The sequence below is a fragment of the Hymenobacter humi genome, assembly GCF_042665855.1.
In the GTDB taxonomy this organism is placed as follows: Bacteria; Bacteroidota; Bacteroidia; order Cytophagales; family Hymenobacteraceae; genus Hymenobacter; species Hymenobacter humi.
Window position 1 is genome coordinate 12,742 of the sequence record NZ_JBHTEK010000005.1, and the last position, 16,311, is coordinate 29,052.

Annotated in this window: 13 protein-coding genes and 1 pseudogene; 5 read left to right on the forward strand and 9 right to left on the reverse strand. The window is 59.0% G+C overall.

All coding sequences use genetic code 11. The features are described from left to right. The first annotated feature begins 300 nt into the window (after nucleotides 1–300). The 4 genes from ACFQT0_RS28890 (at nucleotide 301) to ACFQT0_RS28905 (ending at nucleotide 3,464) form a co-directional block, all read left to right on the forward strand. The gene (locus ACFQT0_RS28890) at nucleotides 301–1,734 is read left to right on the forward strand and encodes an SBBP repeat-containing protein (protein ID WP_380206780.1); all 1,434 of its coding nucleotides are present in this window, start codon (nucleotides 301–303) and stop codon (nucleotides 1,732–1,734) included. A 7-nt stretch (nucleotides 1,735–1,741) separates the two neighbouring features. Then, the gene (locus ACFQT0_RS28895; protein ID WP_380206963.1) at nucleotides 1,742–2,389 is read left to right on the forward strand and encodes an Ig-like domain-containing protein; all 648 of its coding nucleotides are present in this window, start codon (nucleotides 1,742–1,744) and stop codon (nucleotides 2,387–2,389) included. A gap of 131 nt (nucleotides 2,390–2,520) precedes the next feature. Then, complete coding sequence (locus ACFQT0_RS28900; RefSeq protein ID WP_380206782.1) at nucleotides 2,521–3,261, forward strand: lectin-like protein; 741 nt, start codon at nucleotides 2,521–2,523, stop codon at nucleotides 3,259–3,261. After that, the gene (locus tag ACFQT0_RS28905) at nucleotides 3,252–3,464 is read left to right on the forward strand and encodes a T9SS type A sorting domain-containing protein (RefSeq protein WP_380206784.1); all 213 of its coding nucleotides are present in this window, start codon (nucleotides 3,252–3,254) and stop codon (nucleotides 3,462–3,464) included. The genes ACFQT0_RS28900 and ACFQT0_RS28905 overlap by 10 nt, the downstream gene beginning before the upstream one ends. A gap of 252 nt (nucleotides 3,465–3,716) precedes the next feature. On the opposite strand, the gene ACFQT0_RS28910 is transcribed toward ACFQT0_RS28905, so the two are convergent. The 8 genes and pseudogenes from ACFQT0_RS28910 to ACFQT0_RS28945 all read right to left on the reverse strand — a co-directional run. Then, the gene (locus ACFQT0_RS28910) at nucleotides 3,717–4,124 is read right to left on the reverse strand and encodes a hypothetical protein (RefSeq protein WP_380206786.1); all 408 of its coding nucleotides are present in this window, start codon (nucleotides 4,122–4,124) and stop codon (nucleotides 3,717–3,719) included. Between the two features lie 406 nt (nucleotides 4,125–4,530). Then, the gene (locus tag ACFQT0_RS28915) at nucleotides 4,531–6,069 is read right to left on the reverse strand and encodes an aldehyde dehydrogenase family protein (protein WP_380206788.1); all 1,539 of its coding nucleotides are present in this window, start codon (nucleotides 6,067–6,069) and stop codon (nucleotides 4,531–4,533) included. 252 nt (nucleotides 6,070–6,321) lie between these two features. Next, nucleotides 6,322–7,554, reverse strand: coding sequence for an NADP-dependent isocitrate dehydrogenase (locus tag ACFQT0_RS28920; protein WP_380206790.1), 1,233 nt, complete (start codon nucleotides 7,552–7,554; stop codon nucleotides 6,322–6,324). A 461-nt stretch (nucleotides 7,555–8,015) separates the two neighbouring features. Further along, nucleotides 8,016–8,468: a hypothetical protein gene (locus tag ACFQT0_RS28925; protein ID WP_380206792.1), complete on the reverse strand. Its 453-nt coding sequence runs from the start codon at nucleotides 8,466–8,468 to the stop codon at nucleotides 8,016–8,018. Nucleotides 8,469–8,746: 278 nt separating this feature from the next. Further along, nucleotides 8,747–9,016, reverse strand: a complete 270-nt coding sequence (locus ACFQT0_RS28930) for a hypothetical protein (RefSeq protein WP_380206793.1) — start codon at nucleotides 9,014–9,016, stop codon at nucleotides 8,747–8,749. Between the two features lie 13 nt (nucleotides 9,017–9,029). Beyond that, nucleotides 9,030–9,716 carry a replication initiation protein gene (locus ACFQT0_RS28935; RefSeq protein ID WP_380206794.1) on the reverse strand — a complete coding sequence of 229 codons (687 nt, stop codon included), beginning with the start codon at nucleotides 9,714–9,716 and terminating at the stop codon, nucleotides 9,030–9,032. 899 nt (nucleotides 9,717–10,615) lie between these two features. Beyond that, on the reverse strand, nucleotides 10,616–11,056 hold the full coding sequence (locus ACFQT0_RS28940) for a hypothetical protein (RefSeq protein ID WP_380206796.1): 441 nt from the start codon (nucleotides 11,054–11,056) through the stop codon (nucleotides 10,616–10,618). A 4-nt stretch (nucleotides 11,057–11,060) separates the two neighbouring features. Beyond that, nucleotides 11,061–11,786 (reverse strand): annotated as a pseudogene (locus ACFQT0_RS28945) (ParA family protein); the annotation flags it as partial. A gap of 1,324 nt (nucleotides 11,787–13,110) precedes the next feature. Here ACFQT0_RS28945 and ACFQT0_RS28950 point away from each other — a divergent pair. After that, entirely contained in the window at nucleotides 13,111–14,187 is a 1,077-nt protein-coding gene (locus tag ACFQT0_RS28950; protein WP_380206798.1) for a site-2 protease family protein, read from the forward strand. Nucleotides 14,188–14,415: 228 nt separating this feature from the next. Here the strand turns inward: ACFQT0_RS28950 and ACFQT0_RS28955 are convergent, their stop codons facing one another. Next, nucleotides 14,416–15,849, reverse strand: coding sequence for a cell shape-determining protein MreB (locus tag ACFQT0_RS28955; protein ID WP_380206800.1), 1,434 nt, complete (start codon nucleotides 15,847–15,849; stop codon nucleotides 14,416–14,418). Nucleotides 15,850–16,311 lie beyond the last annotated feature (462 nt).

Consider the following 16,311-nt stretch of genomic DNA (forward strand, 5'->3'; position numbering starts at 1 on the left):
GCTCAGGGCTTAACCTCCTCCCTGGCGTCTATCCTTATGCTGGCAAACAATACGCGCTATCTAGCCTCCGTAATCAGCTTGCTGTTGCTGGCGCCTTCCGTCTTCGGCAGCTCCTGCATTGGCCTTGCTGATGTTCCCCAGCTGGGAAAACGGGTCCCGGGCTTTGACGAGAGGCTCGGCGCCCGGCCTTCAGCCTCATGGTGGCTGCGTGACGCCCACGTTTCCCACAAGCCGTCTGCACCTGCCCGGAGTGTTGCCCACCAGCAACAACAAGCGTCAGAACAGGTGCAACCCGAATGGGTGGCCCGGTACAATGTGCTTACTAACTCGAACCGGGTAGGCAGCTACGAGCTAGCGCGGGATGTAGCTGTGGATGCGGCGGGCAACGTGTATGTCACGGGTCTCTCGGTGGTGGGCAACAGCCAGGCCGGGCTGGACTATGTGACGGTGAAGTATGCCCCCACCGGCCAGCAGCTGTGGGCTGCCCGCTACAATGGCCCAACCAATAACCAGGACGAAGCCCGCGCGCTGGCCGTGGACGCCGCCGGCAATGCCTACGTCACGGGCATCACGACTAGAGCGGCCGGCAACACCGACTATGCCACGGTAAAGTATTCGCCCACCGGCCAGCAGCTCTGGGTAGCCTACTACGACGGCCCAGCCAACGGCTCAGAGCAGGCCTGGGCCATTGCCGTGGATGCCGGCGGCAACGTGTACGTAACCGGCGACTCGGCCGGGGCCGGCACCTCGGGCGACTATGCCACCGTCAAGTATTCGGCGAGCGGCCAGCAGCTGTGGGCAGCTCGCTACAACGGGCCCACCAGTGGCGGCGATTATGCCCAGGCCCTGGGCCTGGACGCCGCCGGCAACGTGTTTGTGACGGGCATCTCTTACCGCGACGATAACAGCACCTCGGGCGATTTCGCCACGGTGAAGTACGCACCCACCGGCGAGCAGCTGTGGGCCGCCGTGTACAACAGCCCCGCAAATGGCTACGACGAAGGCCGCATCATCGCGGTGGATGCGGCCGGCAACGCCTACGCCACGGGCTACTCTCACCCGGAGGCTGTGGACAGCCCCGGCGACTACCTGACCATTAAGTATTCGGCGGGTGGGCAGCAGCTCTGGACGGCCCGCTACAATGGGCCGGGCAACGACTTCGACTACCCCGAAGCCACGGCTGTGGATGCCGGCGGCAATGTGTACGTGACGGGCCTGTCCACCGGCACGGCCAGCGGCACGGACTATGCCACCATCAAGTATTCGCCCGCAGGCCTGCGGCAGTGGGTGGCCCGCTACAACGGCCCGGCCAATCAAGCCGACGCGGCGCGGGATGTGGCCGTAGACGCAGTAGGAAACGTGTACGTCACAGGTTCAAGCATGGGCGTGAGCAGCGGCAACGACTACGCCACAGTGAAGTATGCTCCCAATGGCGCCGAGCTCTGGGCAGACCGCTACAACGGCACAGGCAATGGCAGTGACGAAGCCGAGGCAATTGCCGTGGATGCCGCGGGCAATGCGTATGTCGCCGGTTTTTCCACCGCGCCGGATTTCGCCAGTGGGCTCGATTTTGTTACTCTCAAATATGCGTCTTCTACCACGCCCTGCAGCCCAACGGCCCAGCAGCCCATGGCTGCCCCCGACGAGTTTACGACCCTCTGCGGCCCCCTCACCTTTACCGCCGCTCAATTGCTGAGCAACGACACCTACCCCGGCGGCCGCCCCTGCAAGTAGCCCAGGCCTGAGCAACCCCAGCTCGGGCACACTTGTGACCAAGTCCGACGGCAGCTTCGCCTACACACCCCCGCCCGGGTTTGTGGGCACGGCCACGCTCACCTACACGGTGCAGGAAACGGGGCCGGTGCTGGCCTCGCCGGCCACGGGCCACTACTACGAGTTCGTGAACGCCCCCGGCATCTGCTGGACGGCTGCTCAGGCTGCCGCCGCTGCCCGCAGCTACCTAGGCATGCAGGGCTACCTGGCCACCATCACTTCTGCCCCTGAAAAAGACTTTCTGGTGGGCCACGGCGCGGGCCAGTACTGGTTCGGAGCGTCGGATGATGCCTTGGAGGGTGACTGGCGCTGGAAAACCGGGCCCGAAGCTGGCCAGCTGTTCTGGCGTGGGTTGGCCGGCGGCGTGAGCTCGGGCTACGCCAACTGGCTACCCGGCGAGCCCAACGACTTCAAAAACGAGTGGCGGCCGGCCGGCGAAGACTTCAGCATGCTCTACGCGAATTCGGGGTGGTGGAACGACCTGGCTCAATGCGGCGAAGGCGGCACCGTGAGCGGCTACCTCGTGGAATACGGAGGACTGGAAGCCTGCACCCCGGTGCTGTTTGCTACGGGCACCATTACCATTACGGTACCCGGGCCCTGGCGGCGCCCGTAGTCAATCCGGAGTTTTACCAGTTCAGCCGGCTCACGCCCAGGCCGTCCTTTGCCCTTACGCCAGCCGGCCTGTTAGCCAACGACGTTGACCCTGGGACGCCCCTGCAGGTAGGCGAGCTCGGCCCGCCCCGCGTGGGTCAGCTCTACCCCTCCATCGTGGGTGGCGCCAGCGACTTCCGCTTCAACTACTTACCGCCCTACTGGTTTGTTGGGACCGACACGATTAATTACGTCGTAGAGCTGGCCGGGCCGGTGCACGCCTCACCGGCCACGGGCCACTACTACGAGGTGGTGAGCGCCCCGGGCATCTGCTGGTCGGATGCGCAGGCCGCGGCCGCAGCGCGCACCTACCAGGGCATGCGGGGCTACCTGGTCACCATCACCACGGCGGCCGAATCAAAATTTCTGAAGCGCTTTGGGGGCAACCGCTGGATAGGTGCCTCCGATGAGGCCGTGGAGGGCGACTGGCGCTGGAAAACGGGCCCTGAGGCTGGCCAGCTGTTCTGGCGCGGCGGCCCCACCGGCGCGGCGCTGGCCTACAGCAACTGGAGCCCCGCTCAGCCCGACGATTTCCGCAACCAGTGGCGCCCGGAGGGCGAAGACTACGCCATGCAGTATTCCGGCTCGGGCTTGTGGAACGACTTGTCAGACTGTGCCGACGGCAGTACCATTGACGGGTACATCGTGGAGTACGGGGGACTGGATGCCTGCACCCCGGTGCTCTATGCCGTGGGCACTATTACCATTGCCGTGCCCTCGTACTCCGGGCTGTTCCTGACCGCCGATGACACCGCAGCGCCTTCCCCGGCGTTGAGCCAACCCGGCTCGAAGCCGCGCCCAACCCCAGCTCCGGCCACTTCCGGGTGCAGGTGACGGCCGGCGCAACCGGCCCGGCCCAACTCGACCTGTTTGACGTGCAAGGGCGGCGGCTTCGTTCGCTCTTCGCGGGAGAGCTGTACAGCGGCGAGCGGCGCGAAGTAAGCGTGACGGTGCCAGAATTAGCCCCGGGACTCTACTTGGTGCGCCTGCAAACCGGCCAGCAGCTGCAGTATCTGCGCGTACTCATCCAGCAATAGCCCGTTTGGCGCTATCCGCGCTTCTGCCCACCAGTAGCGCTGCTTTGAACCACGCTGTGGCAGCCTGCTGGTCGTTTGCGGCGTCTTCGAGCAACTCACGGACCTGGTCATCTTTGCCACCTTTCTCTTTACTTCCTGCTGGCCGGGGCCGTCCTGCGGATGACGTCGCATACAGCAAAATGGGCATTCCGGCAAGCAAGGGCATATATGCCCCGGCCTGCCGGAATGGCCTACCTTGTCAATAACGTTGAGCTAATGCCGAACATTGGCGACTGCCTCGCCAGCCTTGGGCTGCGCGAGTTCGGGCACCGAAATGGTGGTCTGCGTCTGGCTCTGCACCTGCACGTTGTAGCGGTATTTCTCACGTCCTACGCGCAGCAGGACAGCGTACCGGCCGGCAGGCACATTCTGGAAACTAAGCTTGGAACCGTAGGAAGGTTGGTAGTTCACCTCGTTGACCAGGCAGTTGTTGTTGTCGAGCGACACCACCTTGAGCTGCATGCGTTGCTGAGCGGGATTGTCGACGGTCATCCACAAGCTCTGGGCGTTGGGCTGTTGCGCCTTGACTGAAGGAACTTCCTGAGCCGAAGCCGAGCCGGCACAGCCCAAGGCCACCAGCCCACCAAGCAAGAGGGCCCGGAAAGAGGACGCGGAGCGCAAGGACTGAGCGCGTGAGGAAATGGCAGCAGCGGCGAGCGGCTGTATAGTGCGGAGGGAGGTTGAACGTTTCATGATTGCAGAAAAAAGGTGAGGTTGAAAAAAGTAGCAGCTTAGACACTCATAGTACTGGGTGACCAACAGTACAAATGTATCACAAGTACTGTGTAAAGCAAGGTACTGTTTCAAAGAATTTGACTCAACCTGCTGTACTGTCAGATTACCCACTGATTACCAGTTATAAAATTTTTCAACTAACCGTGTATACCCACAATACCTATTTCTCTTGAGCCACAAACAAGTGAACCCCTCTTTTAGCAGCACCGCGAATGGTGAGCTAAAAGAGGGGTCCGACTATGTGAAAGCTGCTTACCGCTCCGGCCAGGAGCGTGGGTAGCAGCCAGGCAGCTTAAATCTTCTCCGGTAGCAGCAAGGCATCTTCAAAGTTGCCCAGCACTACTTTCTTGCCTTCCGTTACGGCTTCGACCAGCAAGGCGCCACCAACGAAAGCGCCTTTCCAGGACTCGCCAAGGCCGCCGAACACTTCGTCGCGGTCGCCGCGCGAGCGGAGCTTGTTGATGCCCACCTTGAAGGCCCGCACCTCCTTGGCCGTGCGGGCGGCCCACTTGGCGTCGTCGCTGGCAAGGGCGGCCACCAGAGCCCCGTTGGAGATGTTCATTTCGCCCACCAGCTCTTCTACCCGGTCCACGAGGATAATGGAATCGATGGGGCCGAAGGGCTCTTTGAAGTAGAGCTCACTCTGGCGCGGCAGGTTCACTAGGGCCCGCGGGGCGCGGTAGGCCGACATGTCCTGGTTGGGCAAAAACAGGCTCTCGTCCAGCTTGCCCTCGAAGATGGGGGTGGCACCGGTTTTCAGCGCGTCGGCGTAGAGGCGGTCGAGGTCCTCGGCCTGGGCTTTGTTGATTACCGGGCCAAACGCGAGGTCGGGCAGGGGGTCGCCGGCACCATCCACCAGCGTGGGGTTGCCCACTTTCAGGCTGCGAATGGAGTCCCAATAGGTTTCCAGGAACTGCGGAAACAGCCGCCGCTCCACCACGAAGCGCACGTAGGCCGTGCAGCGCTGCTTGCCGTAGTCGTAGCCCTTCTTGAGCTGGTCGCCCAGGCTGGTCCAGTCCGAGTAGTTCCAGATGCCGTAGGTGTTCACGCCTTCCATCTCCAGCATGTAGCGCTTGTCGACCGAGGTGAGGGCGTCGGCAATGTTGCGGCCGTTGTAGCGCCCGCCCACAAAGCTCAGGCAGTCGACCGCGGGGTTCTTCACCAGTACATCGCTCAGCTCGCCGCCGGAGCCGCTCACCAGGGTTACGGGCAGGCCGCAGCGCCGGGCTATGGCGAAGGTCAGGCTGAGGGAAATAAAGCCGCCGTCGGTGGGCGTTTTGGCAATCACGGCATTGCCGCAGAGCACCTGCACCAGCACTGCGTGCAGCAGCACGGAGAAAGGGTAGTTCCAGGAGGCAATGTTGCTCACCAAGCCCAGCGGGGTGCGCTCGGCCAGCATGCGCTCGATGTTGTCGAGGTACCATTGCACGCCTTCGATGCAGCGGTCGATGTCGGTGAAGCCCAGCTTGTAGGTTTTGCCGATTTCCCACATCACGAGCTTGCCAATCAGCTCCACGTGCTCGCGCAGCTGGTTGAGGCAGTCCTGCACCTGGGTTTTGCGCTGGTCGAGGTCGGTGGCGGCCCAGCCGGCCGCTTCGCCTTTGGCAAAGTGCACGGCGCGCAGGGCGGTGGCGTGGTCGAGCATGGGCAACGCGCCCAGGGTGCTGCCGTCGATTGGCGAGGTGAAGTCGCGGGGCTGGCCGGGCTCCTGCCAGCGGCCGCCCATCAGGTTCAAAAACTTGCCGTCGGCGCCGAATACTTCCGGCGTAATGGACTTCATCTGGTTCAGCAAACCGCCGAACTCGACCTGAGGCGAAACAATTTTGGGCATACGTGACGTCGAAAAATGGAGTAAAGGTGGCCGGCCTGCTGGCTCAACCTGGCGCAGCCCCTGGGGCGCAGCCGCAAGGTATTACGCAATGCGGCTCTGCCCTAACCGTGTGTTGTCATATCTGTTTGGCGACCTGTGCCGAAGCCCTGCACCGCCAAGAGGGTTCTCTGACACGCCCTGGTCTTGCGCCGCCACAAAAAAGCCCACCCGGAAACCGGATGGGCTTTTTGTCATCGGTCAAGGGCCTTGAGTTTACTTGCCCAGTTTTGCCTTTAGGTTTTCGTCGAGCGCCGCCAGAAACTCCTCGGTGTAGAGGTAATCGCGGCCGTGCTCTACTTTGTTGCCGTGGATGCAGACGGCGAGGTCCTTGGTCATCTTGCCGCTTTCCACGGTTTCGATGCACACGGTTTCCAGGGCTTTGCAGAAGTCGATGAGCTCCTGGTTGCCGTCGAGAATGCCGCGGAACTCCAGGCCGCGGGTCCAGGCGAAGATGCTGGCGATGGGGTTGGTGGAGGTAGGCTTGCCCGCCTGGTGGTCGCGGTAGTGGCGCGTCACGGTGCCGTGGGCGGCTTCAGCTTCCATGGTCTTGCCGTCGGGCGTTACCAGCGTCGAGGTCATCAGACCCAGCGAGCCGAAGCCCTGCGCCACGGTGTCGCTCTGTACGTCGCCGTCGTAGTTTTTGCAGGCCCACACGAAGTTGCCGTTCCATTTCAGGGCCGAGGCCACCATGTCGTCAATCAGGCGGTGCTCGTAGGTGATGCCGGCCTCCTTGAATTTGGCCGTGTAGTCCTGCTCGTAGATTTCCTGGAAGATGTCCTTGAAGCGGCCATCGTATTTTTTCAGGATGGTGTTTTTGGTACTCAGGTACAGCGGCCAGCCTTTCATCAGCGCTTGGTTGAAGCAGGCGTGGGCAAAGCCCCGGATGGACTCGTCGGTGTTGTACATGGCCAGGGCCACGCCGTCGCTTTTGAAGTCGTAGACGTTGAACGACTGCACTTCGCCGCCGTCTTCGGGCGTGAAGGTGATGGTGAGCTTGCCCTTGCCTTTGGTCACGAAATCGGTGGCGCGGTACTGGTCGCCGAACGCGTGGCGGCCGATGCAAATCGGGGCCGTCCAGTTGGGCACGAGGCGGGGCACGTTGCTCATCACAATGGGCTCGCGGAACACGGTGCCGTCCAGGATGTTGCGGATGGTGCCGTTCGGCGACTTCCACATCTGCTTAAGATTGAACTCCTTCACCCGCTCCTCGTCGGGCGTGATGGTGGCGCACTTGATGCCCACGCCGTACTGCCGGATGGCGTTGGCCGAATCGATGGTGACTTGGTCGTTGGTTTCGTCCCGGTGCTCAATGCCCAAATCGAAGTACTTGATATCCAGCTCCAGATACGGCGTAATCAATTTGTCCTTGATGAATTTCCAGATGATGCGCGTCATTTCGTCGCCATCCAGCTCAACTACCGGGTTTGCTACTTTAATTTTTGTCATTTCTTATTGGCTTCTGGTTTGTGGAGTTCCCCTACAACCTGGTACGCTTGGGTTGAAGCCCGCCAGGTTTTTCGTCTGGAATTCGACGAAGTGGTAACGACCGTTACCAGCGCCAATATTAAGGGACATTTACTTTTCCGGTTGCGCTTACGCTCCGGGCTCGTCCGGCAGCGGTGGAATGTTAGCCCAACCCGAAATTGATTTGACAGGCTTCCCGATAACCGGTTACGCCAGCGGAGCCCTGACAGCTTGCGCGTTATCAGTTCCTTCCAACGCCCTTGCGCGCATGCCTCACTTCCTTGCCCGGATTACGGAGCGGGCTCAATTAGCAAACACAGCAGCCAAATTCTTACCTCCTGGCTCAATGTTTTCGCGCTCGGTTGAGCTAATTGCAGGGCAGCGCAAGCCCCTCAGCCAACATAACCGTGCCCTTACCCGCCGGAAAAGCAATAATCATCGGCTTACTTTCTGATTTTATGCGGGCGGCGTAGCTCCTTGCCCTCGGGCGTAAAGGCAATGATGCTGCGGAGGCTGCTTTCGCAGACTTCGGCTTCGTAGGTCATTTCCCCCGAAGCCGCATTTACTACTTTGGCCGCTTTGCAAAAGTTGAGGTCCGGGTAACGGGTGGCCAGCCACTGGCGAATGGGAGCGGGCAGGGCGCTGGTTTCAATGGCGGTTACCGTGGCATCCAGGTCCCCGTTGTCGCGGTACCGGAGCTCGTGCTCGTCATCGCCCACCACGAAGTGGACCTCATACAGCCCGTGAATCCGGTTCCACTGCACCTTTGAGGCTGCCGGGTACTGCTTTTGCAGGGCCAGGAAAGCGAGCGGCGGCACTTCCTCGGAGGGAATTTGCTGGGCCAAGCCAACAATCGAGTGCACAAGAATGCCACAGAGCAGCAGGATGGTTTTCATGCCTGGTAAAGAGGGCTCCTCGGCGCCCACGACTTTAGTCAAACTGGTTTGGTCACGCTGTACGCCTGCGTGTGAAAGCCATCGCAACGGGTGTAAATGACATGGAGGACCACCGTACGCGCAGCTCCCGGCGCTGGGGCAAAGATGCAGCCCCTGCCCTGCCATTGCATTGACTATGCTCAGCTCAGGAGTTGAGTCTCGTCAGGCTTTTTCGGGTTGATTGCTACCCTGGTCGCACCCCTCCGTTAATTGAAATCAGCCGGCGTAATCTTCGCCCTCTAAGCGCCGGCGACTGACTTGCGCAGGCCCACCACCGTCAGAAACAGCCCGCCGGGGTTGCTCGTGGCCTTAACCTTCCCGGTTTTGAGCTTATAGCAAAACGCAAACAACTCATCTACCAACCGGGCCTCGCCCAGCACCTGCGCCACCAGCCGGGCATCGCGGATGTCAAGCTCCGCCAGCCGTTGGCGGGCCATCTGCTGGCGCGCATCGTCGAGTGGTTGCTCAAATGCCAGCGGCAGCTGCTGCGGAGCCTGCTGCTTAATCAAAAAGCGGATGCTCTCAAACGAGCGGCCTTTCTTGAGCAGGCTCGTAGCCGATGTGCAGGTCGGTGTGCTGGTTGATTTGGGTCACCGCCACATCGAGCACGTACTTCTGAAACATCGACACCTTGGTGTACTGCTCCGGTTCGAGGCCCTTGGGGTCCTTCAGGGCCAGCATCACCTTCAGGTCGTGCAGGCTGAAGGTGCGCGACTCGGACTTGTCTTTCCATTGGGAAACAATCTGATAGACGCGCTTGGCGTACTTGCTGCTCAAGCTAAAGGCCGCCTGCAGCCGGAAGCTGGTGAAGTTGCGCTTTAAGTCAATCAGATAGGGCCGGATTTTCTCCGAGATTTCCAGCTCAATTACCCCTTCTCCTTTGATGTATTCGGCCGAAGCCAGCAGGCCCACCTGCAGAATGCGCTTGTTGTCTTCGATAACGTACTCGCGGGTGCGTAGCGCCGAGGTGGCTTCCAAAAACTGCTGGTAGTTCCACTGCCGGCCCGTGAGGTGCTGCAGGTCCAGCACCCGTACCCGGTAGAAGGTGCCCACCCGGTCTTCCTTTTTGAGCAGCGAGAGCAGGTAAAAGACGATGTCCATCTCACAGGCCGTCATCTCATACCGGGCGGTGGTGATGGCGTTGTGCTGGCGGATTTCCAGCCCGGTGGTCGAACTGACGGTAGGATTCGTTAGGTCAGATACTTGCATACCCTGGCATTCGTGGAAAGGAAAGTAAAGATAGCCGCGAGCAGCCACAATGAAAGCGGAAAGGAAAGCTTTTTCTCAACGTGCTTTCCTTTCGCTTATAAAACCTTTCCTTTCCACTTATAAAACCTTTCCTTTCGCTTATAAAACCTTTCCTTTCCGCTTATAAAACCTTTCCTTTCGCTTATAAAACCTTTCTTTACGACCTCTGGGGGCCCTAACAATCAATCACTTATAACGCATACAAATAAGACAAATAACTAACAAATCTCACAACCTTGTGTGGGCGAAAAAAGCATTTAGAAAAAGGCAGGCCATCAGACGAGAAACAGACAACAAAAATGGGAAATGCACCCAGGCGCATTACGTGATTGCACTTTAATAATATTTATTATTAATTTTAATCCCAACCCTTCCTAACTGCTGCATTTCCAGCGTTAATTCAGCGCGTTCCATGCTCTTTGCCACACACCAAAGCCTAGCTTGAACCTTAGCGGGGCAAATAATAAGCTGGACCTAACCAACTTACTCTTTCTAAAGGAAAGTTTTTATAAGTGCCGCTGCAATCGCTACCAACTGCCCTCATTCAAATGACTCAAGCGCCCCTACAGCACATCTGCCCCTGCTAAAGGAAAGGTTTTATAAGCCACTTCTAGGTTTCTGCCAAGGCAAGCGAGAACGAAAGGAAAGTTTTTATAAGCCGCGAAACAACCTGAGCGGTTGAGAAAGCCTATTCCCAGCGCTACCGGAGCATGGCTACTTTCCTTTCGCTATAGCATGGACGTTTCACCCAAGAGCCCCTGCAGCCATGCAGCAGCGTAAGCCGGCAACCCCTCCCCTACCCTGGCTTTCAGCTTCAGCCAAAGCCTCATTCAACGTAAGCGAAACAAAGCACCACAGCCCTACCGATTCACCGTAGGCAGCTTGCCGGACTTGCGGAGTTGAGCATCCAGGAGGCGGTGGGCCATTTCCAGGTACTGCTTGATGTTAGTCGGATTATCGGTTCCGCCTTGCAGCAAGGCCAGCGTTAGCTTGATTTCGTGCACCACCGACTTCGAGAGCTTCACCGAATGCTCCTGGTCAGCAACGACGGCGGCCACGGGCGCAGGCGCCGCCTTAGCCGCCCGTGGCCGGGATACGGGCGCGGGGGCTGTGGTAGCCTCTACCGGAGGCTCGGGCGGGGCCACAGCCAGCTCAACCGGAGTGGGGGCCACGGCGACTGCCGCTGTACCGGCGGCCAGGGCGGTCTGCTCTCCTCCCATTCCGGCGCGGGCTTCCCGGCGGGCTTCTTCGGAAACCGGGATTCGGCCCCGGCGGGTTTCAATTTTGGCGGGCTTGAACATAGAACTAGGCGACAGAGGTGGTGGAAGAGGTGACAGTGGTGCCGGTTGAAGCCTGGCGGGCGGGCGGCTCGAGGCGAGCAATCAGCTCTTCGCAGAGGCGGCGAATTTCATCGGCCGTTTCCTTGTTGCCGCCGGCGTAGCGCAGCCACGCGGGGTTGAGCAGGCTGTAGAGCGTCGAGGCTCGCGAATAAGCCACGCGGTGGCTCAGATACGACCGGAAGCGCGCCAGGCCCAGCCCGTCGATGTAGTCGTCCATCTGCTTTTCCTCCCGGCGACCCGCCACACGCTTCGTCGACAAGCCGAAATACTGGAAGGCGATGCCGTGCGTATCGGCCGATTTCTTGATGGCCTCCAGGATGTTCATAAACTCGGCCGTAGACGCCCGGTCCAGGTAATCAGACACCAGAGGGATGATAACGGCGTCGCAAGCCGTGAGCACGTTGAACACGTCGTCGCCATCGGCCCGCCCCGGTACGTCGATGATAATCAGGTCGTAATCCTTAGCCGGGTCATCGATGAAGTCAAACACCTGCTCGAGCCCCAACGCAAATACCTCGTAGGGATATTGAGCCGTCGGGTTGGTTTTGAGGAGCTCGGCGTAATTGTCGGCGTCGACCTGCTCGCGGGTCTTCACGATGCTCTGCTGGTAGTCGCAGTCGAGCACGGCCACGCGCAGGCCGTATTCGGTGGCCAGAGGCGCGGCAAGCACCAGGGCCAGGGTAGATTTTCCGGAGCCCCCTTCTGGGTGGCGAAGCTGATGATTTTAGCCATTGGTTGCAACCAGGGGTTTGCCGGCAGGGCTTACTGTTTGGCCCGCTCGCACCCCTTGACAACAAATGTATGGTTGCGCTAGGAGAAGTGTACTAATGGAGAAAAATATTTTAAGAGAAGAAGAGACGTGTATAAGAAGAAATACAGAGAAGTAGTAAAGTAGAGAAGTGTAACTAGTGGATTCGGTAATAGATGCAGAAAAAATAGCTGGAAAGTAGAATAAGGGAAAAGTAGAATAAAGGAAAAGTAGAGAAAGATAAAAGTAAACTTCGATTCTTCTCTTTAAGTAGACACGTAGAGAAGAGTAAGCCAGAGAAACGCGTTTCTCTAAAGCGGAGATGATGTAGAGATAAATGGAATAGGAGAAGTAGAGAATAATACGAAGGGTAAGATAGAGAACTCCACCATTTTTATAAACTATGCTGATGTAATCAATTAGTGTAAAAGTGGATTTTGAGAAAAGTAGAGAAGTAGAACAAAATACGATGCAACGACAACTCACCGTTGGGCATGCATCCGATAAGGTAGAAGAAGAGAAGAGTAATGTTATAAAAGTAGAAAAGTAGAGGTTAACCCGTTTTTTAATTGAAGGACCTGAGTATTACAAGTACTAATTAGATAGAAGTGTATTTAAAGAGATGTAGAGAATCACCCGGCTATTTTCGGTCTAATTAGAGCTGAATGTTTTCGTGTAATAGTAGAGAAAAAGAGAAGTAGAACAATGATTGCATAAATTATAACTGCCTGATAGTAATAATTTTGTATATTAATTGATGGGTCGCTACCTGAGCAAGGCAAAGAATTTTATTCACGCCTCCTGTCATGCTGAGGTACGAAACATCTTCTCACGTTTGCACGACCTATTCAGCGGTGAGAAGGTCCTTCACGTTGCTCAGGATGACAGCCGTAGCGGTAGAAATGCTTTGACCAGCGCCCGCCAGATAAAGCAGGACCTTGCATCTTGCTGGCCATGTAGATTACCTCTTGGGGCCGGTTTTTTAATACCGTACTGCTGCTAAAGAAAAGCATGCAGGTGCAGGAATGAAGCGAAAGCAGGAGGGGAGGTGTAAGACTGTTCAGCTCAATTTATGACCTGATATCGGAGTTGCTTCAATGATATAAATCAATGCCGCTCATAACTGCTGTCATCGCCGGAACCTACTCAGGCGCCTATCTTTTGATTCCGATAATTCTGTCTCAACCACGCTCTTTGCCAAAGCTGCGGCCCGCGCAGAGCACAGCCTCCGGACCTCTTGGCTATTCATTTTTCTAGCTTCCATCACATGAAACATTCCTTGCGGATTGGCCGGATTGCTGGCATTCCAATCTTAATTCACTGGACCTTCCTGCTGCTGCTCGGCTTCATTATCTATTCCCAGGTGCTGCGCGGCAGCAGCACCGCGGCTACTTTGGCGGCGGTGGGCTTCGTGCTGGTGCTGTTTGCCTGCGTGGTGCTGCACGAGCTGGGCCACGCGCTTACGGCCAAACATTTTGGCTTTGTTACCCGCAAGATTACGCTGCTGCCCATTGGGGGCATTGCGAGTCTGGAGCAGCTGCCCGACTCTCCCCGGCAGGAGCTATTGGTGGCGCTGGCCGGTCCGGCCGTCAACGTGCTCATCGCGCTGGGCCTGTACCCTTTTGTATCGGGCGCGGCGTTTGCGGTGCCGGACATCGGCCGGTTAACCACGGCGCAGGATTTTGTGTCGGCGCTGTTTCAGCTCAACCTGACGCTGGCGCTGTTCAACCTGCTGCCGGCTTTTCCCATGGATGGGGGTCGGGTGCTGCGGGCCCTCTTGTCCTTCTGGCTCGACCGCCTGCGGGCCACCCGCTTCGCCGCGGGCCTGGGCAAGCTGATGGCGCTGGCCTTCGTGTTTTTTGGGCTGTTGAGCAATCCGTTTCTGGTGCTGATTGGGCTGTTTGTGTACTTCGGGGCCCACGCCGAAGCCCTGTCGGTGGAGTTCAACGAATTGCTGCGGGACTATACCGTGCGCAACGCCATGATGACCAATTTCCTGACCCTGGCGCCCACCGACAATGTGCAGGCCGCCGCCGACAAACTGCTGGCCGGCTCCGACCAGGACCTGCTGGTGGTGGACGCGGAGCGGGTGGTGGGAGTGATGCCGCGGCAGCTGATTTTGGAGGCCCTGCGCGAGAAGCGCCAAAGCGCGGCGGTGACCGAAGTGATGAAACGGGATTTTGAGACGGTGCAGGTGGGCGACAAACTGTCGCAGGTATTTGCCAACGCCATGCAGCAGTCGAACGCCTTTTATCCGGTGCTGGAAAACAACCGCCTTCAAGGCATCATCGACCTGAATAATCTTACCGAATTTGTGGCTATCCGGGCGGCTTTGAGTGCCTAGCCAATAAGATGAGGAGGATTCAAATGCAGGCAAGGAGGTTGAGCCGCTTGTTGACTTTATACCTGATAAAGCTTTGGCAACCACGGCTTGCTACCCAGCCATCAGTGATAAATGGCTCAATGCAATCTCACTCCCGCACCGAAACATCAGCTCAAGAAGACAGAAAAAAGACCGAAGCCTTTTGCAGGCTCCGGTCTTTTGATTTGAAACGCGGCTGGCCGCAGGTAGCTAGTAGGCGGTGTTCTGCGGGTCGAAATTGGTCCAGCCCTGGGTCCAGTTGGCGGTGCCGTTGAAGGCGCCCCGGTAGGTTACTTTGTCGAAGAAGCTGTCGGCTGCTTTGCCGGTGAAGACGGCGCCCGTGAGTAGGGGAGAGGTGCTGGCGAGCAGCAGGCCGGGGGCCGTCAGGTTGAAGGCGGTGGCGCTCAAGCCCAGCGTGCTCAGGTTGGCCCCGGCCACGACGGAGTTGTTTTTGCCAGCGGCGCTGAACCACTGCTCCACGTCGGCATCGGTGAAAGCGCCGGTGCCGGTGTTGTTGGCGGCTCGCAGCGGGCGGCTCGAATTGGCCAGCACCACGCCGGCCAGGTTCAGCCCGCCGTCCTGCACGTTAGCCCACGTGGCGGTGCCATCAAGGCGCAGGCCTTCGGGGTGGCCCACAAACACCGAATTGTAGACGCTGGTGGCGGTGTTGCGCCGCAGGTGCAACGCCGACTGGTACACGCCGCTGCCCGACTGCTGCGTGGCCGGGGGCGTGCTGCTCGTCAGCAGTACGGTTATGTTGCTGAAAACGGGGGCCGTGAGGGGCAGGCCGGCGTTGCTGCCCGTGGCGGGCGTGCCGGGGTTGAAATTGTCGGACTCGAAGCCGTTGGAGCCAGATTGGTCGGCGTACTGCGGGTCGCGCAGCGAGAGCCCGTACTGAATTTTGCCGGTGAAGCCAAAGTCCGTGTCGAAATCGTCGTCGAAGCCGCGGTAGGCCACCAGGTGCTTGGCGTTCACGGTGCCGCCAAACCACTCGTAGGAGTCGTCGCCGGAGTACGACACCTGCACATAGTCGATTTGAGTCCCCGAGCCCACGCCGTAGAGCGTCAGGCCGTTGATTTCGCTGTTAGCACCCGAGGAGAGAGGAATACCCGCAAACTCGATGCGCACGTACTTCAGGGTTCCGGAATTATCTGCAGAATTAGTGCCCCCGAAGGTGCCGCCGATGCCGCCCTCCGGCTGCGTAGACAGCGACTGGTTGATGGGCGCCGAGCCAATGAGTACTATGCCGCCCCAGTCGCCGTAGTTGCGGCTGCCGGGGGCTTTGGCCGAGGTAAATACTATCGGGTTAGTCTGGGTGCCCTCGGCCATAATCTTGCCCCCGCGGTCGATGATGAGCGCTCCTTTAGAGGCCTGGTCACCGAAGATTTTCGTGCCCGGCTCAATGGTGAGCGTGGCGCCGCTGCGCACGTACACGAAGCCTTGTAAAAGGTATTTCTCGTTGGCCCGCAGGGTGCGGCTCGTGGTGATGTCGCCCGTGATGATGACGCGGCCCGAGCCGTCGATGGGGCCGCTGGGCTCCTGCGCGGTAGGGGCGTTGTCGTTGTTGTCTTCGCAGCTGCTCAGCGAGGCCGTGGAAGCCAGGGCCAGCATGGCCAGCAACAACATTTTGGGGAAGCGTTTCATAGAGGAACTTGGGTGAAATGAACCAGGAGGAAGGGAAACCCGCTTGCGCGGGCTTACCAGGTGTAAGTCACACCCAGAGAGGTGTTGGAGCCGCGGCGGAAGCTGCGCACGGTCTGGTCGCCTTTGGAATACTGGTCGTTGCGGTCGGAGTCCTGCACCAGCTTCACGGGCTGGTTGAACAGGTCCTGCAGGGCGGCGCGCAGCTCCCAGTGCTTGGCCAGGCGCTGGGTGGCCACCAAGTCCACCACGTTGCGGGAGGCCTCGTACACGGTGGGGTTTACCACGGTGCCCACGGCGTAGATGCGCGGGCCGGCCACGTTGTACATGGCGCTGAGCTGGGTGCCGTGCGCTTCGTCGGTGTAGTAGGCGCCTAGGTTGATGAGGTAGGGCGACTGGTTTTGCAGCGGCCGGCGGCGGGTTTGCGTGTCGGTCACGTTCTGCGGCTCAACTCGGCCGCTGGCG